Annotated in this window: 27 protein-coding genes; 14 read left to right on the top strand and 13 right to left on the bottom strand. The window is 70.6% G+C overall.

Translation table 11 applies throughout. From position 1 onward, the window contains the following. Positions 1-37 precede the first annotated feature (37 nt). Positions 38-535 (bottom strand): DUF5330 domain-containing protein, encoded by a 498-nt coding sequence (locus FO470_RS11950; protein ID WP_144343174.1) that lies wholly within the window; start codon positions 533-535, stop codon positions 38-40. A gap of 218 nt (positions 536-753) precedes the next feature. On the opposite strand from FO470_RS11950, the gene FO470_RS11945 reads away from it, so the two are divergent. Both FO470_RS11945 and FO470_RS11940 read left to right on the top strand, forming a co-directional pair. Further along, the gene (locus FO470_RS11945; protein WP_144343173.1) at positions 754-1,446 is read left to right on the top strand and encodes a peptidoglycan-binding domain-containing protein; all 693 of its coding nucleotides are present in this window, start codon (positions 754-756) and stop codon (positions 1,444-1,446) included. Position 1,447: 1 nt separating this feature from the next. Further along, positions 1,448-1,798, top strand: a complete 351-nt coding sequence (locus FO470_RS11940) for a DUF1491 family protein (RefSeq protein ID WP_144343172.1) — start codon at positions 1,448-1,450, stop codon at positions 1,796-1,798. On the opposite strand, the gene FO470_RS11935 is transcribed toward FO470_RS11940, so the two are convergent. Next, the gene (locus FO470_RS11935) at positions 1,795-2,997 is read right to left on the bottom strand and encodes a DUF2336 domain-containing protein (RefSeq protein WP_144343171.1); all 1,203 of its coding nucleotides are present in this window, start codon (positions 2,995-2,997) and stop codon (positions 1,795-1,797) included. The genes FO470_RS11940 and FO470_RS11935 overlap by 4 nt on opposite strands. Positions 2,998-3,140: 143 nt before the next feature. Between FO470_RS11935 and FO470_RS11930 the strand changes: the two genes are divergently transcribed. Next, on the top strand, positions 3,141-3,335 hold the full coding sequence (locus tag FO470_RS11930; protein ID WP_144343170.1) for a hypothetical protein: 195 nt from the start codon (positions 3,141-3,143) through the stop codon (positions 3,333-3,335). Here the strand turns inward: FO470_RS11930 and FO470_RS11925 are convergent. The 3 genes from FO470_RS11925 to FO470_RS11915 form a co-directional block, all read right to left on the bottom strand. After that, positions 3,330-3,875, bottom strand: a complete 546-nt coding sequence (locus FO470_RS11925) for a DUF1254 domain-containing protein (protein ID WP_144343169.1) — start codon at positions 3,873-3,875, stop codon at positions 3,330-3,332. The two genes, FO470_RS11930 and FO470_RS11925, sit on opposite strands and share 6 nt — an antisense overlap. A 58-nt stretch (positions 3,876-3,933) precedes the next feature. Further along, the gene (locus tag FO470_RS11920) at positions 3,934-4,524 is read right to left on the bottom strand and encodes a DUF1214 domain-containing protein (RefSeq protein WP_144343286.1); all 591 of its coding nucleotides are present in this window, start codon (positions 4,522-4,524) and stop codon (positions 3,934-3,936) included. Positions 4,525-4,601: 77 nt separating this feature from the next. Then, positions 4,602-6,845, bottom strand: a complete 2,244-nt coding sequence (locus FO470_RS11915) for a transglycosylase domain-containing protein (RefSeq protein ID WP_144343168.1) — start codon at positions 6,843-6,845, stop codon at positions 4,602-4,604. A 187-nt stretch (positions 6,846-7,032) separates the two neighbouring features. On the opposite strand from FO470_RS11915, the gene FO470_RS11910 reads away from it, so the two are divergent. Beyond that, entirely contained in the window at positions 7,033-7,548 is a 516-nt protein-coding gene (locus FO470_RS11910) for a YcgN family cysteine cluster protein (protein ID WP_144343167.1), read from the top strand. A 7-nt stretch (positions 7,549-7,555) separates the two neighbouring features. Here the strand turns inward: FO470_RS11910 and FO470_RS11905 are convergent, their stop codons facing one another. The 4 genes from FO470_RS11905 to FO470_RS11890 form a co-directional block, all read right to left on the bottom strand. After that, entirely contained in the window at positions 7,556-7,843 is a 288-nt protein-coding gene (locus FO470_RS11905; protein ID WP_144343166.1) for a hypothetical protein, read from the bottom strand. A 94-nt stretch (positions 7,844-7,937) separates the two neighbouring features. Next, positions 7,938-8,516, bottom strand: a complete 579-nt coding sequence (locus tag FO470_RS11900) for a LysE family transporter (protein ID WP_144343165.1) — start codon at positions 8,514-8,516, stop codon at positions 7,938-7,940. 124 nt (positions 8,517-8,640) lie between these two features. Then, positions 8,641-9,780 (bottom strand): alpha-hydroxy acid oxidase, encoded by a 1,140-nt coding sequence (locus tag FO470_RS11895; protein ID WP_144343164.1) that lies wholly within the window; start codon positions 9,778-9,780, stop codon positions 8,641-8,643. 59 nt (positions 9,781-9,839) lie between these two features. Then, the gene (locus FO470_RS11890; RefSeq protein ID WP_144343163.1) at positions 9,840-11,522 is read right to left on the bottom strand and encodes an L-lactate permease; all 1,683 of its coding nucleotides are present in this window, start codon (positions 11,520-11,522) and stop codon (positions 9,840-9,842) included. A gap of 235 nt (positions 11,523-11,757) precedes the next feature. Here FO470_RS11890 and FO470_RS11885 point away from each other — a divergent pair, with 235 nt between their 5' ends. Together FO470_RS11885 and FO470_RS11880 are read left to right on the top strand one after the other, a co-directional pair. After that, positions 11,758-12,519, top strand: coding sequence for an FCD domain-containing protein (locus FO470_RS11885; protein ID WP_244616530.1), 762 nt, complete (start codon positions 11,758-11,760; stop codon positions 12,517-12,519). A gap of 98 nt (positions 12,520-12,617) precedes the next feature. Further along, positions 12,618-12,944: a DUF6481 family protein gene (locus FO470_RS11880; RefSeq protein ID WP_144343161.1), complete on the top strand. Its 327-nt coding sequence runs from the start codon at positions 12,618-12,620 to the stop codon at positions 12,942-12,944. A gap of 101 nt (positions 12,945-13,045) precedes the next feature. On the opposite strand, the gene dcd is transcribed toward FO470_RS11880, so the two are convergent. Continuing rightward, positions 13,046-13,603, bottom strand: a complete 558-nt coding sequence (gene dcd / locus FO470_RS11875) for a dCTP deaminase (protein ID WP_144343160.1) — start codon at positions 13,601-13,603, stop codon at positions 13,046-13,048. Between the two features lie 229 nt (positions 13,604-13,832). Between dcd and FO470_RS11870 the strand changes: the two genes are divergently transcribed. Together FO470_RS11870 and FO470_RS11865 are read left to right on the top strand one after the other, a co-directional pair. Then, positions 13,833-14,402, top strand: a complete 570-nt coding sequence (locus FO470_RS11870) for an NADPH-dependent FMN reductase (protein WP_144343159.1) — start codon at positions 13,833-13,835, stop codon at positions 14,400-14,402. Positions 14,403-14,627: 225 nt separating this feature from the next. Continuing rightward, entirely contained in the window at positions 14,628-16,232 is a 1,605-nt protein-coding gene (locus FO470_RS11865; RefSeq protein ID WP_144343158.1) for a serine hydrolase, read from the top strand. Between the two features lie 9 nt (positions 16,233-16,241). Here FO470_RS11865 and FO470_RS11860 read toward each other — a convergent pair whose 3' ends face one another. The 3 genes from FO470_RS11860 to FO470_RS11850 are packed head-to-tail and all read right to left on the bottom strand — an operon-like array spanning position 16,242 to position 17,479. Continuing rightward, a complete protein-coding gene (locus tag FO470_RS11860; protein WP_144343157.1) occupies positions 16,242-16,739 on the bottom strand; it encodes an SAM-dependent methyltransferase in 498 nt (165 codons plus the stop codon). A 12-nt stretch (positions 16,740-16,751) separates the two neighbouring features. Beyond that, positions 16,752-16,961, bottom strand: a complete 210-nt coding sequence (locus FO470_RS11855; RefSeq protein WP_144343156.1) for a TOBE domain-containing protein — start codon at positions 16,959-16,961, stop codon at positions 16,752-16,754. Then, a complete protein-coding gene (locus FO470_RS11850) occupies positions 16,958-17,479 on the bottom strand; it encodes a molybdopterin-binding protein (RefSeq protein ID WP_144343155.1) in 522 nt (173 codons plus the stop codon). Before FO470_RS11850 ends, FO470_RS11855 begins: the two co-directional genes overlap by 4 nt. Positions 17,480-18,048: 569 nt before the next feature. Between FO470_RS11850 and FO470_RS19545 the strand changes: the two genes are divergently transcribed. The 6 genes from FO470_RS19545 (at position 18,049) to FO470_RS11820 (ending at position 22,602) form a co-directional block, all read left to right on the top strand. Next, entirely contained in the window at positions 18,049-18,747 is a 699-nt protein-coding gene (locus FO470_RS19545; RefSeq protein ID WP_186291935.1) for a helix-turn-helix domain-containing protein, read from the top strand. Beyond that, positions 18,701-20,035, top strand: a complete 1,335-nt coding sequence (locus tag FO470_RS11840) for a DNA-packaging protein (RefSeq protein WP_246659570.1) — start codon at positions 18,701-18,703, stop codon at positions 20,033-20,035. The genes FO470_RS19545 and FO470_RS11840 overlap by 47 nt, the downstream gene beginning before the upstream one ends. 344 nt (positions 20,036-20,379) lie before the next feature. Further along, positions 20,380-21,549, top strand: a complete 1,170-nt coding sequence (locus tag FO470_RS11835) for a phage portal protein (protein ID WP_144343154.1) — start codon at positions 20,380-20,382, stop codon at positions 21,547-21,549. A 113-nt stretch (positions 21,550-21,662) separates the two neighbouring features. Next, positions 21,663-21,860, top strand: a complete 198-nt coding sequence (locus tag FO470_RS11830; protein WP_144343153.1) for a hypothetical protein — start codon at positions 21,663-21,665, stop codon at positions 21,858-21,860. Then, the gene (locus FO470_RS11825; protein WP_144343152.1) at positions 21,857-22,042 is read left to right on the top strand and encodes a hypothetical protein; all 186 of its coding nucleotides are present in this window, start codon (positions 21,857-21,859) and stop codon (positions 22,040-22,042) included. The genes FO470_RS11830 and FO470_RS11825 overlap by 4 nt, the downstream gene beginning before the upstream one ends. Further along, positions 22,039-22,602, top strand: coding sequence for an HK97 family phage prohead protease (locus FO470_RS11820; RefSeq protein WP_144343151.1), 564 nt, complete (start codon positions 22,039-22,041; stop codon positions 22,600-22,602). The genes FO470_RS11825 and FO470_RS11820 overlap by 4 nt, the downstream gene beginning before the upstream one ends. Positions 22,603-22,643 lie beyond the last annotated feature (41 nt).

The following is a 22,643-nucleotide window of genomic DNA, read 5'->3' as shown; positions in this document are numbered from 1 at the left end:
CGCTGCGCGCCCGCTCTTTCGTCGCGGCGGCTGATGCTCAGGCCGGGCGCCGGGGAGGACGCGGCACGGCGCCGGCTGCCGGCTCGGCGGGGGCTTCCGCCGGCGATGCGCCGGTGACGGCGGGCGGTGTGAGCGGCAGGGACGCGGCCGGCTGGCGCGGACCCTGCCATCCCGGGCTGAGGTCGTGGGCGTTCAGCGTGTCGCCGGCGGGCGTGCCCGCGGCGCGGGCGGCCGCCTTGCGCTTTTCCTCGATGATCTGTTCGGACAGATAGCTCAGGGCGAAGCGGGCGCCGGCTTCCGCGCGCTCGCCGATGACCTCGATGAGCCCCGCGCCGATGGCACAGGCATTGGGCTGGCGCGCGCAGAAGCCGCTCGCGTCGGCGACAGCCGAAGTGGCGGCCGAGAGCGCGTCCATTGCGCTGACCTTCGAATCCGTGACTGCCGTGGTGCCGTTCGACGACGGCCCGCCTACCACTGCGGGCAGCAGCAGGAAGACGACGGTCAGCCAGAAACCGATGCGCAACAGGAAAAACATGATCCGTCTCGCGGAAGCTCGCCTCGATGGTTCTTCAGGTGCCGCAGAATAAGGGCTCCGGGTTGCTCAACCGGTGTCGGAATCACGAAAATTCCGACGATCGCGGAAAGCGGCTGTTAAGGACGTCGCCGTTTTAGGGTTCGCTTAAACCCCTGCATGGCAGAGTGCCTCGCGACGGCACGGATGCCTCCCGAAACGGTTGCCACGAAACGGTTGTCATGCCCCGATCCTACGCAAGCGACCTTCTGGTGGACGAAATCGACCTTGGAAGCGAGCGCGTCGCGATTCCTTCCTTTCGTGCCGGCTGGCGCCGCTCGGACCTGTTCATGATGGTCCTCGCCGCTGCCGCCAGCACGGCGATCCTGTTCAATGCGCTGGGGCTGCAGCAGGGGCGGTCGGGCACCATGCCGCGTCAGGCGGCGGCACCGACTCCTACGGCCGCGCCCGCCGACATCCGTCAGGTGAATGGTTCCGGCGGTGCCGCGCCGCAGGCCGCGACCAGCGCGCCGCAAGCCGCGCCCGCAGCCTCGGCTCCCGCGCAGCCCGAGACGCCTCCGGCCTCGCTCGCCGTGGCGCCGCTGCCGCCGATCAAGCCTGCTCCTCCTGCGCCGCGCCCGGCCGCCGTTGCGGCGGCCCCCGCCGCGCTGCCTGCGCCCGCCCCTGTGGCGAATGCGTCGCCGGCCGGGCTCGTTCCGCCCGGCGAGGTGCCGGTGTCGCCGCGCATCATGGATGTCCAGAAGGCGCTGGCGCGGCTCGGCTACGGTCCCATCCGCATCGACGGAAAGCTGGGGACGACGACCGAAGAGGCTATCCAGCGCTTCGAGCGCGACCGCCGGCTGCCGGTGACCGGGCAGCTTTCCGACCGCGTGATCCGCGAACTGAACGCGGTCGCGGGCCTTTCCATCCAGTAGGATGACGAGCCGCCTCAAGAGCGCGATCTGGGTCTCCGCCCTCGTGCGCCGCGCGAATGGCGCGGGCGCCTTCGCCGCCGTGCGTCGGCGCGGGGCCGAGGAGGCCGGTGCGATCTTCGTGAAGGTGGCGACGCTCGACGGCAACGCCGCGCTCTACGGGCCAGCCCTGCCCTCGCTCGATCGTGAACCCGAGCCGGGAGAGCGGCTGTTCACGCCGCTGCTGCCGCCGGGCAGCCCGGAACGCGACGCGGAAGAGCGGATGGCGCGCGAGATGCGTTACGATTCTGACCTGTGGTTCGTCGAGATCGAGGACCGGGAAGGCCGGTCCTTCCTCGATCTGGCGACGGACTAGCCGTTGCGGCGCCGGTCCTCGGCGGTTTCCGGCGGGGCCTGGGCGGCGGAGTGCGGAACGGCATAGCTGCGCATCGAGGGCGCATCTTCCGGCCGCTCGCGCGTCGGGCGCCGGCCGGAACGCCAGGACGCCACCAGATGCTGGGCACTGGCGAGCGGAAGCGAATCGAACATCTCGGCAAGGCGTGCCATTTCCTCCGCCGAACGGCCGGTGGCCGGATGCAGGCGGAACAGGACCCGCGAAAGGATGGCGAAGGACAGGCCGAGCGTCCGTGCGGCGACCGCCATCGCCTGGCCGGTGGGGTCCGCCACGATGCGGGCGGCATTCTCTGGCGTGACACTGAGCGTGCGTTCGATGAGCCGGGCCAACTCGCCGGTGCCGGTCGCCTTGGCCGCGTCGAGCAGGGCATCGATGAAGCCGGCCGGGGGAACGACGGCGCGCTCGACAAGCGGCAGCGGTGGCAGGGTGACGAGCCGGGCGATGAGGGCGGCACGCTCCTCTGGGCCGGCGGCGAAGAAATCGATGGCTGGCGCGGGCGCGCTCTCGGGGTCGGGCAGGTGGGCCCCGGGAGTTCCCGTTTCGGCTTCGGCGTCGGCGGCAGCCGAAACCTCGGTGGGTTCCGCCGTCACCGCGACCGGGGGAGGGGCATGCCCCATGTCGTCGACGGCAGCTGCCGGGGATGGGGAGGTGGCGGGTTCCTCCGCCATCTCGCTCGTCCCGTCCGGTGAATCCTCCCGCTCTCCCTGTTCCCGGCGGTGGTGCACCAACTCGGCGATGCGACGGGCGAGGGCGGGAGAGACGTCGCGGCGCGCCGCGATGGCGGCGAGGTGCGCCGGGGCCGCGCGCTCGGCCAGATCGGCGAGATCGGCTTCGCTCAATACCGGCGAGAGGCGGAGGACGGGGCCGGCGAGGGAGAGCGGCGCGGTCGCGAGATAAAGGGCCAGTGCACGCGGCATCGCCGGATTCGGCGCCAGTTCACGGATGTGCTTGGCGGCGACCGGCACCTCGACCGCTTCGATGAGGCGTATGGCGAGGGTGACGAATCGCGCCTCGGCCGCCTCGTTCTGGACGGGATGCCGAAGGAACTCCTGAACGAGCAGCCGCAGCATGTCCGGGCGCGTGTCCCCGAGCGAGTCCGGATGGACGCGCCGCGCCGGGTCGATCGGATCGGATGGGCCGAAGCCGGGGGTGGAAGGCATGGACGGCGGAGCGCTCGCGAATGGTATCTGACACTTCCGACGGGAAGCGCGAAACCAAGCTAGGCGGCGAACGTTAGAAAGCCGTTAACCATAATGACCCGTACTGGGGATCAGGTCCGGTTGACGGAGCAACGGAGGGCGCGATGGGCGCGGTGGTGCCGTTTCCGATCCGTCGGGCGCAGGGGAAAACCCGCGGCGTCCGTGTGCCGCCCGATATGACGGGCGAAATCGTCATTCTTCAGGTCGTGCAGTTCGTGCGGCCGGAACAGGTGCCTCTGGTGCCCGCCGCCAAAAAGTCTCGCATCAAGGTCAGTGCCCCGATCCGCGAGCCGCTATGAGGCGGGGCCGCAGGTCGCGGCATCCATCCGCGCCCGAACCTCGTCGCGGGCGCCGCGCTCGCGCACCAGCGCGCGGATGATGACGATGCCCTCGTCGCTGGGCGATTCGACGATCAGGCGGTCAGCCGCCGTCACCTCTTCGTCCTCCGGCAGCGCGGCGCGCTGCTTGGCATTCATCAGATCGAGCTCGATGATGCTGCGCCCGGCCGAGCGGTCGTTGATGGCGTAGAAGGGCATGCCGTAGCGCGTGTAGAACGACACCGAGGTGTAGTCCTCGGTCGTCGGCACCCGCACCTTCAACGGCCCCTCGCCGAGATCGTAGAGGCACACCGCCGAGATGAAGGCCGGATCGGCCGCCGGCAGCACCGCGCCGAGCGCGGAGGGATCGTCGATCTGTGCCACCATATTGGGGCTGCCGACGGCGGAAAGGCGCGCATAGGCGTCCTGCTCGGCGAGATAGGGCAGCATCAGCACCGCCACCAGATGAACGATGGCGCCGAGCACGATGCCCGCGACGATGGGCAGGATGAGGCGGGTCATCGGCGGGCGCTCCCGCGAAGCGAGGGGAGGCGGTGGGCGGGCGACGGGACAAGGGCGCTCATGACGGGCGGTCCCACGGGCAGCGCTCCGTCACCAGATTGGGCATCTGGGGCGCATCGCTGGTGCGGTTGGCGAGGCCCACCGGGGTGTCGTAGAGGCGCAGGGTCAGCACGATGCGGTCGCGCGCGCCGGTCGGCAGCCAGTTGCCCGGCCGCGCCCGCGGCCCGAGCAGCACGTCGAGCGTACCGTCGCGGTTCCAGACCACTTCGGTGCTGGTGAAGCCCGAACGATCGGCGGCGTTCTCGATCAGCCGGCCCTGGGCGTCGGTCGCGGTGAGCGTCCACAGGCGCGCCTGCGGCACGCTGCCGGACAGCCGGATGTCGCAGCGCCCGTCGAGCGCCCGCCCGTTCGCATCGACGGCGGCGGTGAAGGCGATGCCGTCCGCCAGTTCGAGCGGCAGTTCGCCGGCCCGCGCGAGGGCGGCGCGCGCATAGGGATCCGCCGTTTCCGTACCGGCCTTCGGCCAGGTCTCCCACGGGCCGGAGCGCACCAGGCCGGGGCCGTAGCCGTTCACCGTGGTGATCCAGGTGAGGCCGAGCCCGACGGCGGCGCCGATAGCCAAGGTCAGAAGGAACAGCAGGGAACGCACGGTCGGCAGCAATCCGGTGAAGCGGGGCGCCTCATGCATGGGCGCATGCGGCACGAAGGTCAATCGTGGGCGTAGTGTCAGTTGTTTCCGGCCTGGGGTGAGCCGGGCACCGCCACCGGTTCGGCGGCGGCGGTCGGACGGCGAACCGGTTGCCCCGCCGCCTCGCGCAGCCGGGCGGACAGGCCCATCAGCCGTTCGGCGGAAGCGGGTGTGAGGGTGACGGGACGCTGCACGCCCTCGATCTCGAGCGGTGCCGCCTGCGCGACCGCGCCGTCGAGCTTCGGCGCGGGCTGGTTGCCGAGGCCGGGCGTGGGCTTCAGCTCGATGCCCTGATGGGCGAAGGCCATCACCTTCTGCCAGGTCATGGCCGGGAGCGAGCCGCCGGTCATCTTCTTCGTCGAGGCATAGTCGTCATTGCCGAACCAGATCGCCCCCACATAGTTGCCGGTGAAGCCGACGAACCAGGCATCGCGATAGGCGTTGGTGGTGCCGGTCTTGCCGGAGACCTTGGTGCCCGGGATCATGGCGCGCCGGCCGGTGCCGTTCTCCACCACGCTGTTCAGCATCGGGTTGATCATGGCGATGATCTCGGGCGGGATGATCTGCTTCGGCTTGGGCGCGTTCTGCGCAAAGCTCCACACCGGATCGCCCGCCGGGGTGCGCATCTCGACGATGGCGTGGGGGTCGACCGAATAACCTCCGGAGGCGAAGACCGAGTAGGCGGTCGCCATGTCGACTACCGTCACCTCCGCCGCGCCGAGCGGCAGGGCGCGGGTGATCTTGAGTTCCGTGCGCAGGCCCATCGCATGGGCGAGGTCGACGATGCGCCCGCGCCCGATCGCCTCGGCGAGCTTCACCGCCACCGTGTTGAGCGAGCGGGTGAGGGCGCCGATGAGCTGGATCGAGCCGGCATAGGAGCGGCCGTAATTCTGCGGGCACCAGTTGCCGATGCAGATCGGCCCGTCGACCACGATGGTGGTGGGCTTGTATTTACCGGTCATCAGCGCCGCCGTGTAGACGAACGGCTTGAACGAGGAGCCGGGCTGGCGCAGCGCGTCGGTGGCGCGGTTGAACTGGCTCTCGCCATAGTCGCGCCCGCCCACCATGGCGCGCACCGCGCCGTTCGGCTCCATCACCACCATGGCCGACTGCTTGGCGCCGTAGTCCTTGCCGAACTGCTTGAGGCTGTCGCGGATGGCGGTGTCTGCGGCCTTCTGGATATTGGGATCGAGCGCCGTGCGCACGACGAAGGAGCGCTCGGCATAGCCTCTGGGCAGGGTGTCGACGATCTGCTTCACCTGATCGAAGGCGTAGTCGAGATAGTATTCCGGCAGGTCGTCCTGCTTGCGGTCGATGGGTGTCGCCGGGTTGCGGCGGGCGCCGAAGACCTGGCCCTCCGTCATGAAACCGGCGTCGACGAGATTGTCGAGTACGACGCTGGCGCGTCCGCGCGCCGCCGGCAGGTTGACGTGCGGGGCGAACTTCGACGGGGCCTTGAACAGGCCGGCCAGCATGGCCGCCTCGGCGAGGTTCACGTCGCGGGCGGACTTGCCGAAATAGTACTGCGCCGCGGCGTCCACGCCGAAGGCGCCGCCGCCCATGTAGGCGCGGTCGAGATAGAGCTTGAGGATCTGGTTCTTGGTGAGGTGGAACTCCAGCCACAGCGCCAGGAAGGCTTCCTTGATCTTGCGCTCCAGCGTGCGCTCGTTCGACAGGAACAGGTTCTTGGCGAGCTGCTGGGTCAGCGAGGAGCCGCCCTGCACGACGCCGCCGGCGCGCGCGTTCGACAGCACGGCGCGGAAGGTGCCGGGGATGTCGATGCCGAAATGCTCGTAGAAGCGCCGGTCCTCGGTGGCGAGCACCGCCTTGATCAGGTGATCGGGGAACTCCTCCAGCGGCACGGTATCGTTGTGGCGGATGCCGCGCTCGCCGATGGTGTTGCCGTAGCGGTCGAGGAAGGTGACGGAGAGCTCCGCCTTCTTGAGCCAGTCGTCCGAGGTCTCGTGGAAGGCCGGCACGGCGAGGGCGAGCACGAGCACGGCGCCGACCGCGCCCCACGTCATGCCCTCGGAAGCGAGCGAGATCGCCCAGCGTCCCGGTCCCTGCACGTTGAAGCGCTCGGTGAAGGCGACGAAGCCATCCCACGCTCCGCGCAGCCGCACGCCGCCCGAATAGATCGTGCTGTCGATCCAGGAATCGATCGCCAGCAGGGCATTGCGGATCCGCTTGCCGGCGGTGCGCGGTGCGGGCGCGCGTTCGGGCGGTTCCTGCGTATCCTGCGGCCGGCTGTCCGGCGGATCGGTGTTCGGCGTATCGTTCAAGCCCGTACTCCCGGGGCGCCCGGACGTTCCGTTCATGGCATCGCGCCCTTATAGCGAAGCCCGTGCCGTCGGACGAGGGCGGCATGAAGGCTCGCCAGAGCGAACGTGCAACGCTATCTAAGGTTTGATTGCCGGTTCGTGAAGCGCGGGGCCGGCTTCCTGATTATCCGACGGAAACTCGACCCTTATGGCTTACGACACGGCCGAGGATGCGGCCGATAGCGATGCAGCGCCGTTCTGGCGCACCAAGTCTCTGGAAGAGATGAATTCTTCCGAGTGGGAGAGCCTATGCGACGGCTGTGGCCGCTGCTGCCTCGTCAAGCTGCAGGACGAGGACACCGACGCCATCGCCTATACCGACATCGGCTGCAAATTGCTCGACGAAGACGGCTGCCGTTGCCGCGACTATCCCAACCGGCAGGCGCAGGTGCCCGATTGCGTGCGCCTGACGCCCGAGGCTGTGCGCTCGCTGAGCTGGCTGCCGCCGTCCTGCGGCTACCGGCTGGTTGCCGAGGGGCGTGACCTCTACTGGTGGCACCCGCTGGTCTCGGGCGATGCCGAGACCGTGCATGCGGCGGGCGTCTCCGTGCGCGGCAGGGTCCCGGTGCTGGAGGACGAACTGCCGCTGGAGGATTACCTCGACCACATGGTGCGCTGGCCGGTGCGCCTGCCGCGTGGGGCGATGCGCAAGGTCAGACGCTAGCGGGCAATCAGGGCGTGGGGCCGCCGCCGCCGCGCTCGTCGGCATATTCAATGCCGTTCTGAACCTGCTGGATTGCCTGCTGGATCAGGTCGATCGCCGTCTCGCGGTGGCCGCCCTTGTTCGGCGTCGCCTCGCGCAGGGAGGCCAAGGCGGAATAGAGCGCTGACAGCGCCCGTTCCATATTGCCCTGATAGGCGGAGGCCGGCAGCACCGGCAGGGTCGCGAAGGCTGCGGCGAGGGCGCCACCCGCCGCGAGCGCCGAAAGGTCACGGCGCGTCATCATCTCTTTGGACATGTCGATCTCCATCTCTCCCGGCAGAGCGAGCATGGATCGGCATCTCGCCGCGGGCAATGGAAAAGCCGCGCGTGAAGGGCGGCTGTCCGGGCATCTAGCGCAGAAGCGGCGCGGTCAGAAGCACAACCGCAAAGGCGCTGACAGCCGCGGCCCCGACCCGCGGCACCAATCCGGTGCGGCCGGCCGCTTCCGCTGCCCGTCCCATCAGGGCGCCGACGCCGATCCAGCCGAGGGCGACGCCGGCCGTGAGGCCTGCAAAGGCCACGAGATAGAGCCAACCGGCCTCGGCCTGCAGCGGCACGATGCCAAGGGCGAAGACGATGGCCTTGGGATTGAGCAGCGTGGTCAGAAAGACCCGGGCGGGCGTGACGATGCCCGCGCCGGCGGCAGGGCTCGCCGCGCCGCGCCAGAGCTTCCACGCGACGTGCAGCAGATAGAGGCCGACCAGAAGCCGCAGCGTCAGCCCCAGCGCGGGCGAGGCCGCCACCACCGGGCCGAGCAGGTAGCCGATGAGTGAAATGGCGATGAGATAGCCCGTCGCCTCTGCCGGAATGAGCGGCAGCGCGCGCCGGAATCCCGCCGCGGCGCCGGCCGTGGCCAGCAGCGCGTTGGTTGGGCCGGGAGTGGCCAGCAGCGCCAGGACGGCGAGGACGAACAGGACGGGATCGGTCATGCCGCCCTGTCTAGCGGCGATCGCGGAGCGCCCGCATCGGGGGCTCTGCTTAGGCGCCGACGGTCGCCCCGGCCGCCGGCAGAGCCGGAAGGCCGGGGGGAGACGCTCTTCGGGGCAGGTCCTCTCAGAGGGCGAGGACGCTCTTGTCGACCTGGGTGATGTCCTTGACGCCGGTGAGCGCCATGGAGACGTCGAGCTCCTTGCGGATGAGCTCGATGCCCTTGGCCACGCCCGCCTGGCCACCGGCGGCCAGTGACCACAGGAAGGCCTTGCCCATCATGCAGCCCCGGGCGCCGAGCGCGACGGCCTTGAGGACATCCTGACCCGACTGCACGCCGCCGTCGAACCAGATCTCGCTCTTGCCGCCGCCGATGGCGTCGACGATCTTCGGCAGCGCGGAGATCGAGGACACGGCGCCGTCGAGCTGGCGGCCGCCATGGTTGGAGACGACGATGGCGTCCGCGCCGGTGGAGGCGGCGATCTTCGCGTCCTCCACATCGAGCACGCCCTTGAGGATGAGCTTGCCCGGCCAGATCGAGCGGACCCATTCGACATCCTTCCACGACAGGGAGGGGTCGAACTGGCCGGCGATCCACTGCGAGAGGGTGGTGAGGCTGTCGGCGCCCGGCACGCGCTCGGCGAGATTGCCGAAGGAATGGCGCTTGCCCATCAGCACCTTGGCCGCCCAGACCGGCTTGGTGGCGACGTCGATGGCATTGGCGAGGGTGAGCTTGGGCGGAACGGCGAGGCCGTTCTTGAGGTCCATGTGGCGCTGGCCCTGGATCTGCAGGTCGAGCGTCAGCACGAGGGCCGAGCACTTGGCGGCCTTGGCGCGCTCGATCAGCGATTCCGAGAACTTGCGGTCCTTCATCACATAGAGCTGGAACCAGAAGGGCTTGTTCACCGCGCCGGCCACGTCCTCGATCGAGCAGATCGACATGGTGGAAAGAGTGAAGGGGATACCCGCGGCGTGCGCGGCGCGGCAGCCGTGGATTTCACCGTCGCCGTGGAACAGGCCGGTGAGGCCGGTCGGGGCGATGGCGAGCGGGAGGGAGACCTTCTCGCCGATCATCGTTGTCGCGGTCGAGCGCTCCGAGACGTCGATCATCACGCGCTGGCGCAGCGGGATGGCGGCGAGGTCGGCCTTGTTGGCCCTGAGCGTGGTCTCGTCATAGGAGCCGCGGTCGGCATAGTGGAAGATGGCGCGCGGCACCTTCCGCTTGGCGATGGCTCGCAGGTCCTGGATGTTGGTGACGGTGACCATCGTGCGGGCTCCTTGCAGAAGTGTTTCGGGGGAGGCTGATACGCCTCCCCCGGTTTACGTCAATGGTGGATGACGAGGCTGGTGAACGGCCAGACATAGGCCTGGAGCGTGACCAGCAGTCCGACCAGCACCGCGAGCGCGATGGAATGGAAGAACACGTACCGCAGGATGGTACCTTCCGAGTTCTGCCAGCCGGTCGCGGTGGAGGCGACCACGATCGACTGCGCGTCGATCATCTTGCCCATCACGCCGCCCGAGGAGTTGGCGGCGGCCATCAGCGTAGGCGACAGGCCGAGCTGCTCGGCGGTGATCTTCTGCAGGCCGCCGAACAGCACGTTCGACGCCGTGTCCGAACCCGTAAGCGCAACGCCCAGCCAGCCGAGCATGGTGCCGAACAGCGGGTAGAACGGCCCCGTCATCGCAAACGCCAGCCCCAGCGTGGCATCCAGACCCGAGTACCGGGTTAGGAAGCCTAGCGCCAGCATGATGGCGATCGTGGCCAGGGAGAAGCGCACCTTCCAGATCGTGCGGCCGTAGATCTTCACCAGACCCACCGGCGAGAAGCCCATCAGCAGGCCGCCGACGATGGCCGACAGGAAGATGCCGGTGCCGGTCATCGACAGGATGTTGAAGTTGAACACGGCGGCCTCGGCGTGCGCGGTCGCGACGACCGGCGGCACCTTGAACACCATGTTGTGCAGGCCCTCGAACGGGATCTTCGAGATGAAGATGGCGTCGAGCGCGGTCTTCACCTGCGGGATGCCCCAGGCGAACACGAACACGGTCAGGATCGCCCAGGGCAGCCACGCGCGCACCAGCGCGCCGGCGGTGGGACGGTCGGCCGAGAAGTCGGTGGCGGTCTTGGTGGTGAGCCCTTCCGAGCCGTCGCCGTTCGTGCGGCCCTTCAGCGCGGTCGAGGTCCAGATCTTCTTCGGCTGCCAGACGCGCAGGAAGGCGATGAGGCACAGCATCGACACGATGGCCGCCACCACGTCCACCAGCCACGGGCCGTGGAAGTTCGAGACGAGGAACTGCGGCAGGGCGAAGGTGACGCCGCAGACCAGGATGGCCGGCCAGATCTCCATCATGCCGCGCCAGCCCGCGAACGCCCAGATGAGCCAGAACGGCACGATCAGCGAGAAGAACGGCAGCTGGCGGCCGATCATCGCCGACAGGTCGAGCAGGTCGAGGCCGGTGACGGCCGCCAGCGCGATGACCGGGGTGCCGAGCGCGCCATAGGCGACCGGGGCGGTGTTGGCGATCAGCGACAGGCCCGAGGCGGCGAGCGGCGAGAAGCCGAGGCCGATGAGCAGCGCCGCGGTGACGGCGACCGGCGTGCCGAAGCCCGCCGCGCCCTCGAAGAAGGCGCCGAAGGAGAACGCGATCAGCAGCAGCTGCAGGCGGCGGTCGCCGGTGATGCCGGCGATGGAGCGCTGCAGCGTCGTGAAGGACCCGTTGGCCTCGGTCAGCTGATGCAGGAAAATGATGTTGAGAACGATCCAGCCGATCGGCATCAGGCCGTAGGCGGCGCCATAACCGGCGGCGAGACCGGCCTTGTCCGCCGGCATGCCAAACAGGAAGACGGCGATGACGAACGCGGCCACAAGGCCGGCAAAGGCGGCGACATGCGCCTTCATGTGCAGGAAGCCGAGGCCGACAAGCATGACGACAATCGGCACCGCAGCGAAGAGCGTCGACAGCGCCAAGCTGCCGAACGGATCGTATACTTGGTTCCAGGTCACGGGCGTTTCTCCGGGGGCAGGGGAACGGAGTTGCTCTCCGCTTATGGCGAATATGCTTGGGCGCGGCCTCGACCGTGCCAACCTTCCCAGGCTGGAAGGAGGTTACAAAAAAGTCTCGTTTGGTAAGTTCGTCTTACCAGACGAGTCAATTGGTTCTCAGCTTAGCCATTGGTTGTAGTGCGGCCAGCGGACGACCGAAAATAATATAGGAAAAACAATGGGGAGGGAGCCGACCGTGGAAAGGCTACGGACACCGAAGCTCGCCGAGGCGATTGCCGAACATATAGAAAGACTCATTCTCGAAGGCGTTCTGCGCCCCGGCGAGAAGCTGGCCAGCGAGCGCGACCTCGCCGAAAGGCTGGAGGTCTCGCGCCCTTCGCTGCGCGACGCGCTGGAGATTCTGGAGCGGCGCGGGCTGCTGGCGACGAGCCGCGACGGCACCCGCGTCACGCAGTTCCTCTCCGGCCTGACCGACCCGCTCGCCGGGCTGCTGCAATCCAACGAGCAGGTGACGGCGGACTATTTCGAATATCGCGCCGCGGTCGAGCGCACCGCCGCCGGCCTCGCCGCCGTGCGGGCCACCGAGCCGGAGCGGCAGGCGATCCGCGACTGCCTCGCCGAGATGGAGGCCGCGCATCAGGCACAGGAGGCCGACCGCGAGGCGGAAGCCGACATCGTGCTGCACCGGCTGGTCTACGCGGCCTCGCACAACCTCGTCATCCTGCACGTCATGCGCGCCTTCTCGGAGATGCTGCGGCGGGACATCTTCTTCAACCGCACCAGCCTGTTCACGCAGGCGGAGTTCCGCGACGCGCTGCTCACCCAGCACAAGGCGATCGGCGAGGCGGTGGTGGCGGGAGACCGCGAGGCGGCGGAGAGGGCGATCTACGACCACCTGAAATTCACCGGCGACACGGTGGAGCGGACGCGGCGCGACGCCGCGCGGGTGGACCTCGCGGTGCGCCGGCTCAACCGCTCCACGCTTCTGTCGCCGTGAGCGGGCGCGTGTCGCCGTGAGCGCGCGCGGAGCGGAAAAATGCCGCCGATCGCCGCGAGCGACTGTCCATCGGCCCGTTTAGAGAGTAGGGAAGGCCGATGAAAATACTCGATCGCTTCCAAGACCGTCAGCAAGCCTCCGCCACCGCGAAGGCCCGTCTCGTTGCCCGCCTCGCCGAACGGCCCAGCGCGGACGACCCCGCCGTGATCGCCCGTGCCGCCGAGCGCAAGGCCGCGGCGGAAGCCCGCGAGGCCGCCCGGATCGCCCGCAAGGAAGCCGCCGCCGCCGCGGCGGAAGCCGCAGCCGCAGCCGCGGAAGCCGCGCGCGCCGCCGCCGCCGAGCAGGCGGTCGCCGACGAGGCGGCCCGGAAGGCCAAGCGCGACGAGCGCTACGCCGCCCGCAAGGCGCGCGTCGGCCAGCGCTAGCCTCGGGCCAGCCAGAGAGACAACGCCTCACCGGCGCGGCGGGACACCCGTCGCGCCGTTTGCCTTCGCGCTGCTGCCTTCGCGCCGCTTGCGTGGCAGCGTCAGCCGGCCGCGCGCTGGCCGGCGAACTGGCCGCCATAGCCGCGCTGGGGAACGCCGAGCGTCTGTTCGAGGATGAGCTGGCACACCTTCATGCCGGCGCGCAGGCGGATGGGACGCGGGCCGAGATTGATGATCTCGAGCTGGATGCGCCCGGTGGAGCCGGCATGGATGGTCGGCGCGGTGAGATGAACGATGAGGCCGATGCGGGCGAGCGAACTCTTGCCCTCCACCCGCGCGGCGAGGCGCGCCCCGGCGCGCAGGTCCACCCGCTCCAGCGTCCAGCCCAGCACCAGCCGGCCGGGATCGAGCACGAAGCCGCCGTCGCCGATCTCGATATCGTCGGCCATGCCGGTGATGGCTTCGCGGAAGCTGTAGCCCGGCCCGGCGGGATCGATGACCGGATCCTCGCCCTCGGCGGGATCGCGGTACAGGGTGAGGCGGCTGTCGAGGCGCAGGTCCACGCCATTGGGCGCGTAGAACTCGGCCGGAGGGGCGGGGTCGATGGCGACGGAGCCTTCGGCCATGGCGTCGAGAATGTCGCGGTCGGTCAGGATCAAGGGGATCGGCTCTCCACAGATCAGCGCAACGTCAGGATCGGTAACATGGTTTTCCCGGCCGGGGAACGGCGCGGGGTGCGCGGCACATGCACGCCCGGATGCCCGGCCATGCAAGAAGCGTTGTGCGCGAATGCAATGAATCGGGCTTGAGCATCGCGCGGCGCCGCCCGAATGTAACCGTCGATGTGATCCGCCCGTTTCCGGGCGCAGCAATTGGAGTTTCTGATCGATGTCTGGCCTTCCCAAGCTTCTCGGCATTTCCGGCAGCCTGCGTTCCGGCGCCTTTTCCACCGCCGTGCTGGAGGCCCTGAAGGTCGCCATCGCTTCCAAGGCCGAGCTGACCGTGCTCACCCTCAACGACGTGCCGCTCTACAACCAGGACGAGGACGGCGCCACGCAGCCTTCCGGCGCGGCGGCGCTGCGCGCGGCCATCGCGGCGGCGGACGGCGTGATCTTCGCCTCGCCGGAATATAATTACGGCCCCTCGGGCGCGCTGAAGAACGCCATCGACTGGGGCTCGCGCCCCTATGCCAAGGGCGCGCTGCTCGGCAAGCCGGCGCTGGTGATCACCTCCTCGCCGGGCTCGACCGGCGGCATCCGCGCGCAGGCGCAGGTGCGCGAATCGCTGAGCGCGGCCGGCGCGCGGGTGGTGACCTATCCCCACCTCGCCATTCCCAATGTCGGCGACAAGATCAAGGACGGCGCGTTCGCCGACGAGAAGACGCAGAGCTTCGTGACCGGCGGCGTCGACGTGCTGCTGAAGGAAATCCGCCTGACGGCGCTCGCCAAGAGCGCGTGACGACGGGCGCCACGAGCGCATGACGGGGGCGCCGGCTGGCCGGCATCCCTTCCCGCAGATCGATCCCGGAGCGGCTGGCAGGCCGTCTCCGGGATTTGCGTTTCGGGGGAGCGGATTGGCCTGCCGGCGCTTGTCCGCACAGCGCTTTTCCCGATAGCGGTTTTCCCTTGAGAAGCCGGGGCGCTCGGTCACTATGTCCGCCGCCTTGCCATGGGGGAGACCCGAATGCCCAGCCAGCCCCGACCGACATCGGCGCGCCTTCGCTCCGGCGGCTCTGCGCGTGCCCGTCGCGCGCCCGCCTTGCTTGCCGCCAGCCTGGCGTCCACCCTGACCGGCCTCGCGCTGCTGGCCGTGCCCGCCGCGGCGCAGGGCGTCTCCCGCGAGCGGATCCAGGCGGCGCTGCCGCAGCTCGACGCCATGGCCGCCAGGGCGGTCGCGGATGGACAGGTGCCGGGGCTCTCCATCGCCATCGTCCACGAGGACGAGGTGGTGTTCCTCAAGGGCTACGGCCTGCGCGAGGCGGGCAAGTCCGGCGCGGTGGACGCGGACACGGTGTTCCAGCTCGCCTCCTTCTCCAAGCCGATCTCCGCCACCATCGTCGCGGCGCTGGTGAGCGAGGGCGTGGCGGACTGGGACGACACCGTCGCCGCGCTCGACCCGGCCTTCCAGCTCCACGACGCCTATCCCAGCCAGCAGGTGACGGTGCGCGACCTGCTCGCCCACCGCTCGGGGCTGCCGGGCGATGCCGGCAACGAGCTGGAGGCGCTCGGCTACGACCGCGCGACGATCCTCGAGCGGCTGCGGCTGGTGCCGCCCTCGTCGAGCTTCCGGGCGGGCTATTCCTATTCGAATTTCGGCTACACCGCCGGGGTCCTCGCCGCCGCCGCGCCGACCGGCAAGCCGTGGGAGGAGGTGGCGCGGGAAAAGCTGTTCGGGCCGCTCGGCATGGGCTCGACCTCCGCGCGCTACGCCGATTTCATCGCCCGCGACAACCGCGCCGCGCTGCATATCGGCGGCATCGGCCACTGGGCGGCGAAGCTGAAGCGCGAGCCGGACGCGCAGGCGCCGGCGGGCGGGGTCTCCTCGAACGCGCGCGACCTCGCACGCTGGCTGCGGCTGGAGCTCGCCGGCGGCACTTTCGACGGCAAGCGGCTGATCGCGCCGGAGGCGCTGGCCGCCACCCACCAGCCGGTGATGGCGCGCGGCAACAACCCGGTGACGGGCGCCGCCTCCTTCTACGCGCTCGGCTGGAACGTCGAGTTCGGCCGGCACGGGCTGAGCTGGGGCCATGCCGGGGCGTTCAGCGTCGGCGCGCGCACGCTGGTGACGATCTACCCCGAGGCGAAGATCGGCATCGTCGTGCTGGCCAACGCCTTCCCGACCGGCGTGCCGGAGGGGCTGGCCGACAATTTCCTCGATCTCGCCTTCGACGGCCGGCTGGAGAAGGACTGGATCGGCCCGTGGAACGCCGGCTATGAGGGGTTGTTCGGCCCGGCGGTGGCGGCGGCGCAGAAGCGCTACGCGCCGCGCCCGGACCCGCTGCCGGCGGCGCCGCCCGCCGCCTATGCCGGGCGCTACGCCAACGCCTATGTCGGCGCGGCCGAGGTGGCGGTGGCAGACGACGGGCTGGAACTTCGGCTGGGGCCGGAGGGGAAGGCGCGCTTCACGCTCACCCATTTCAACCGCGACGTCTTCACCTACACGCCGACGCCGGAGCTGCCGGACATGCCGGTCGGCGTCAGCTTCGCCCTCGGCCCGGACGGGCGGGCGGAGGCGGTGACGATCGAGGATCTGAACGGCTTCGGGATGGGGACGCTGGAGCGGCAGTGAGCGGCGGGCTCACTCCCCCACCTGCCGGTCGCCGGGCTGCTCGGGGGCGATGGGGGTGAAGAGGGCGCGATCGGGCTTCAGGTCGAGGAGCGGGGTGCCGTCGACGCAGTCGAGCCCGCGCACCAGCAGCACGCCGTCGCCGTCGATGCTGATGAGGCGGGCGATGGCGGTGCCAATGGGGTTGGGCCGCACCGGCGCGCGCAGCGAGAACGTGCCGTGCAGCTCGCCGTCATTGGCGGGGCTTTGCAGCACGAGGTCGCGGCGCGACAGGTGCATCCAGTACAGCACCTCGATCCGCGCATAGGCCTCGATGCCGGCCAGCGCCCGCCGCCACGGCTCGAAGATCTCGACATGGCAAAGCGGCCCGTCCGGCCGGCCGAGGCGCGGGGTCTCCAGCCGCGAGGTCCACGGCGTGCGGATGCGGCCGATGAAGACCAGGCCGGCATCGCGCGCGGCCGGCGGGTCGACGGCGACCTCGCCGGCCCTGATCTCGTTGAGACGGACGATGCCGGCCTCCCCTCAGTCGACGGCGATCATGACGTCGGAGGCCTTGATGACGGCATAGGCCTTGCCGCCCTCCTTCAGGCCGAGCTCGTCCACCGCCTCGTTGGTGATGGAGGAGGTGATGACCTGACCGCCGCCGATGTCGATGCGCACATGCGAGGTGGTGGCGCCCTTGGTGACCTTGAGGACGGTGCCGGGGACGATGTTGCGGGCGCTGAGCTTCATGGCGTTTTCTCCTGTGGGATGGGATCGAGCACGCGGACGGAAATCCGCGCGATGTCGAAGACGTTGCGCGCCCCGCGCCGGTCGCCCGGCACGATGAGGCGCGGAAGGCGATCGGCGGCGAGGGCCTCGCCCTCGCGCGCATAGGCGAGGAGTACGGGCGTGTCGCCCAGCTCCGGCGCGAGGTCGGCGGCCGCCAGCACGAGCGTGTAGCCGTCGCCGGCGGTGACGACGACGAGGGTGCGCAGCAGCGCCGGATGGTTCGCCGGATCGACGAAGCCGTGGCCGGCGAGCAGGTCCCACAGCCGCGTGCCGGTGTAGCGCGCCCTTTCCTCGCCCTTGGAGGAGAGGAAGGACACTTCGCGCGTCTCGGCCGGCAGGGCGCGCAGCGCGTCGAGCGGGAGGGCGACCTCCTGTCCCGGCGCCGGCCCGGCGAGCATCACCGGATCGCGCGCCGCCGCCGGGACGGCGAGCAGCGCGAGAAGGACCGGCAGCGCGGGGATCAGGCGGGGCAGGGGCATGGGGACGTGCTCAAAGGTATATCCGAAGGGATATATGAAGGCGCCTGCCGGGGCAATGCGCGGCGTGGGGCGGGGTCATGGCCGAAGAGTCTTTCCTGGGTCCCGGATCGGCGCTGCACGCCGTGCCGCTTGTCCGGGACACGGCGGCGCGCGGCCGATGGGGCGATGCGCCGCCCATACCGGATGGGAGCCGTCCCCGTGCACCGTCATGCCCGGCCTTGGGCCGGGCATTCAGACGTTCCGCCGGGTCGGAGGCGTGGATGGCCGGGATGGGCCCGGCTACGACCGCGAGAGGCGGAAAGGTTGCTTGTGAAGGGCGTCCGCACGGGCGGCTTTGGCGGGATATCGCGCTTGCAGCTCCGGCTTTGGCCAATAAATCCTATGATAGGAAAATAGTCCTTGACAGCGTGACGCTGCCGGGGTAGGTTTTCGTCATGCTCCACAAATGCGTCGAGAGGCCGGGCGTCCTTCCGGTGCGGGGCATAGGGATTGGCGGCGCTGCCCGACGGGCGCGCCGGGGCCGGCCTTCGGGCCGGCTTTTTGTTTCCAGCCTCATACGGGGAGGTGGCATGTCGGCAGGTAGTCGCATCGCTCCGAGTGGACGGAACCTCTCGCCGGCGGCGCTCATCGAGGCGCGGCAGCTCTATGAGGAGACCAACGTGCCGGTCGAGAGCATCGCGGTGCTGCTCGGCATTCACAAGACGACACTCTATCGCCATGCCCGGCACAAGGGATGGCGCTCGCGCCTTCTCGACGGCCGGGTGCCGTCGGCCGTCGCCGGGCAGACGCCGGTGCCGGCGGGGCCTTTGACGGAGGCGGCTTCGGTTCAGCCGGGCGTCGCCGCGCCGGATTTTTCCGCGTTGGCCGCCGGCGTGCCGGAGGCTTTGGGCGGCGAGGTTTCGGGCGGCAAGGTTTCCGGTGGCGAGGCTTCGGGCGGAGAGACGGCGGGGACGCCGGTCGCGGGGCGGGACAAGCTGCCGCGCGGCGAGCTGATCGCCCGGCTGGTGCGGCGGATCGAGGCGGAGATCGCCGCCATCGAGCGGCTGATCGCCCGCGCGGGCTGCGAGCGCGTGACCGACGGCGTGGCCGAGACCGAGCGCGCGGCGCGCACGCTGGCGGTGCTCGTGCGCTCGCTGCGCGAATTGTCGGCGCTGGAGACCAACGGGCCGGACGGGGACGAGAATGACGCCAGCCGTGACGCCGACGCCTTCCGACGCGAGCTTGGCGAAACTCTTGAACGTGTGCTGGCGGCAGGGGAGGCTCCCTGAGGCCATCGCCGCGCTGCCGCCGGGAACGGCGGAATGGCTGCTGCACCACTGGCCGCTGGTCGGCCGGCCGGCGCAGCAGCCGCCGCGCGCGGCGCAGGGCGGCGGCGACTGGCTGACCTGGCTGGTGCTGGGCGGGCGCGGGGCCGGCAAGACCCGCGCCGGCGCCGAATGGGTGCGCGCGCTGGTGTTCGGCCGGGCCGGGCCGCCGGCCGGGCGCATCGCGCTGGTGGCGGAAAGCCTCGCCGACCTGCGCGAGGTGATGGTGGAGGGCGTCTCCGGCCTGCTCAGCGTGCATCCGCGCCACGAGCGGCCGAGCTGGGAACCGACGCGCCGGCGCCTCGAATGGCCGAACGGGGCGGTGGCGCAGGGCTTTTCGGCGGACGACCCGGAAAGCCTGCGCGGGCCGCAATTCCATGCCGCCTGGTGCGACGAGCTGGCCAAGTGGCGCTACGCGCAGGCGGCGTTCGACATGCTGCAATTCGGGCTGCGGCTGGGCCGCCGCCCGCGCCAGATGGCGACCACGACGCCGCGCCCGAACCCGCTGATCCGCGCGCTGATCGCCGATCCGCGCACGGCGGTGACGCGGATGGGCACGGCGTCCAACGCGGCGCATCTGGCGCCGACCTTTCTGGAGACGGTGGTCGGCCGCTATGCCGGCACGCGGCTTGGCCGGCAGGAGCTGGACGGCGAGCTGATCGAGGACCGGCCGGACGCGCTGTGGAACCGCGCGGCGATCGAGGCGGCGCGGGAAGGCGCGGCGCCGGAGCTCGTCCGCCAAATGGAGCGTGTGGTGGTGGCGGTGGACCCGCCGGCCTCCTCGCGCAAGCACGCCGACGCCTGCGGGATCGTGGCGGCGGGGATCGACCGCGACGGCATGGTGCACGTGCTCGGCGACGAGAGTGCGCAGGGGCTGACGCCCATCGGCTGGGGCGGCCGGGCGGTGGGGCTGTTCCACCGGCTGGAGGCCGACCGGGTGGTGGTGGAGGTGAACCAGGGCGGGGAGATGGTGAAGACCATCCTCGCCGGGATCGACCCCGCCGTGCCGGTGAGCGAGGTGCGGGCGACGCGCGGCAAATGGCTGCGCGCCGAGCCGGTGGCCGCGCTCTACGAGCAGGGCCGGGTGCGCCATGCCGGCGCCTTTCCGGCGCTGGAGGACGAGATGTGCGATTTCGGCCCCGAGGGCCTGTCGAACGGGCGCTCGCCCGACCGGCTGGACGCGCTGGTCTGGGCGGTGACGGCGCTGGCGCTGGGGCCGCGGGAGGCCGCGCCGCGGGTGCGGCGGGTTTAGGTCGGCCGAAGGGTTTTCCTGGATCCCGGCTCGGCGCCGCGCTGCGCGCAGCTGGTCCGGGAAACGGAGAGCGGAACCGTGTCCCGGACCAGCGGAGGCGAAGCCGAAGCGCCGATCCGGGATCCAGCGCAAAACTCTGCTGCCCCCCACGGCGGCGGGTGTGGGCTGAAGCAAGCGGCTGTCATGGCCGGGCCTGGCCCGGCCATCCACGCCCTCTCCGTCGCCCGGGCAAGGGCAAGCTCTATCGCCCAGGCAAAGGCACGTCGTGGATCCCCGGGCCAGGCCCGGGGATGACGCCGATCCCTACGGAAGCGGCGATCCGTTTCGATACATCAGGAGCCCCCATGAAGCTCTTTCCTTTCCTGCGCCGGCCGGCGGCGCCGCCGGAGGCCAAGGCCTCGCGCACCCAGGCGCTGGTGGCGCTGCTCGCCGGACACCGGCCGCAATGGACGCCGCGCGACTATGCCGGGCTGGCGCGCGAGGGCTATCTGCGCAACGCCGTGGCGCATCGCTGCGTGCGGCTCGTCGCGCAGGCGGCGGGCGAGGTGCGCTTCACCCTGATGGAGGGCGGACGGGAGAGCGAGGCGCATCCGCTCGCCGAACTGCTGGCGCGCCCCAACCCGCGCCTTTCCGGCACCGGGCTGATGGAGGCGCTGGCGGCGCATCTGATGATCGCCGGCAACGCCTATGTCGAGGCGGTGGCGCTGGGCGGCGAGCTGCGCGAGCTGCACGTGCTGCGCCCCGACCGCATGCGGGTGGTGCCCGGCGCGGACGGGTGGGCGCAGGCCTATGAATACACGGCGGGCGGGCGCAGCGTGCGCTTCGCGCCGGAAGGTGGGGGTGGGGCGCCCGTTGCGCCGATCCTGCACATCGCGCTGTTCCACCCGCTCGACGACCATTACGGCGCCCCGCCGCTGGAGGCGGCGCAGGTGGCGCTCGACCTCCACAACGCCGCCGGCGCCTGGAACAAGGCGCTGATCGACAACGCGGCGCGGCCTTCCGGAGCGCTGGTCTATGGCGGGGCGGGCAACCTCTCCGACGAGCAGTTCGACCGGCTGAAGGAGGAGCTGGAGCAGAATTTCTCCGGCAGCGCCAATGCCGGGCGGCCGCTGCTGCTGGAGGGCGGGCTGGACTGGCGCCCGCTCTCGCTCTCGCCCAAGGACATGGATTTCCTCGAGGCGCGCAACGCGGCGGCGCGGGAGATCGCGCTCGCCTTCGGCGTGCCGCCGATGCTGATCGGCATTCCCGGCGACGCCACCTATGCCAATTACGCCGAGGCGAGCCGGGTGCTCTGGCGCCAGACCGTGCTGCCGCTGGCGCGCCGGCTGGGGCAGGAGCTGGCCGGCTGGCTGGCCCCCGCCTTCGGCGAGGCGCGGCTGGCGCTGGAGCCGGACCTCGACGCCATCGCGGCGCTGAGCTTCGAGCGCGAGGCGCTGTGGCGCCGGGTGAGCGAGGCGGACTTCCTCACCGACGAGGAGAAGCGCCAGGCGGTCGGCTACGGGACGCGGGACTAGGAAACACACGACGTCATGCCCGGACGTGATCCGGGCATCCACGCCTCGGCCGATGAAGGCGTGGATCCCCGGGTCAGGCCCAGGGATGACGGCGATCTGTGTGGAGGCGATCCATGAACACCCTCATCGAGGCATTCGCGGCCAAGGCGGACCTCGCCCATCTCGCGCTGCTGATGTGGGCGCTGGGCGCCTCGGCGCTGGCGGCGCTGGCGCTGCGCGAGCTTGGCCGCGCGGTGCGGCGCTTCGACGACTTCGTGCGCGAGATCGCGCGCTTCAACGCCCTGTTCGGCGATTTCGGAGACGAGGAATGACATCCACGCCCCGCATCCGGGCCTTACTGCCCGGCGGTTTCCATGGGGTGCGCGGCCGCCTGCCGGTGTCGAGCCGGGCCGGCGACGCGCCGCAGGTGTTTCGCCGGTTCGGCCACACGCTCAGCCGGCTGGAGCGCGCTGCCGCCACCCGCCGCCCGCGCGGCGACGGGGAGGGCGCATGAACGGGTGGACCCATCCCGCTGCGCCGATCCAGACCAAGGCGCAGCCCGGCGCGCTGGCGCGGATCGAGCCGGACGGCAGTTTCGAGGGCTATGCGGCGCTGTTCGGCCGGGTCGATCTCGGCCGCGACCTGATCCTGCCCGGCGCCTTCTCCCGCTCGCTCGCCGAGCGCGGCGCGCCGGGGGTGCGCATGCTGTTCCAGCATGATCCGGCCGAGCCGATCGGCACCTGGCTGTCGCTGCGCGAGGACGGCGTGGGGCTGCATGTGCGCGGCCGGCTGACGCTGGACGTCGCCCGCGCCCGCGACGTGCTGGCGCTGATGCGGGCGGGGGCGATCGACGGGCTTTCCATCGGCTTCCGCGCGGTGGAGGGGCGCACCGACCCGCGCACGCGGGTGCGGCGGCTCTCGCGCATCGATCTGTGGGAGGTGTCGGTGGTGACCTTTCCCATGCAGCCGGACGCCCGCATCGCCGGCGTGAAGCACGCCCCGCTCGCCGCTGCCATCCGCCGCGGCGCCCGGCGCCTGCGCGCCCTTCCCGGGCTGCGGCCGGCGATGGCCTAGCGGCCTTTTCGGACCGTCATGCCCGGACTTGTTCCGGGCAT

The sequence above is a fragment of the Ancylobacter moscoviensis genome, assembly GCF_007559435.1.
GTDB classification, from domain to species: Bacteria; Pseudomonadota; Alphaproteobacteria; order Rhizobiales; family Xanthobacteraceae; genus Ancylobacter; species Ancylobacter moscoviensis.
This window is presented reverse-complemented; position numbering and strand designations above follow the sequence as displayed.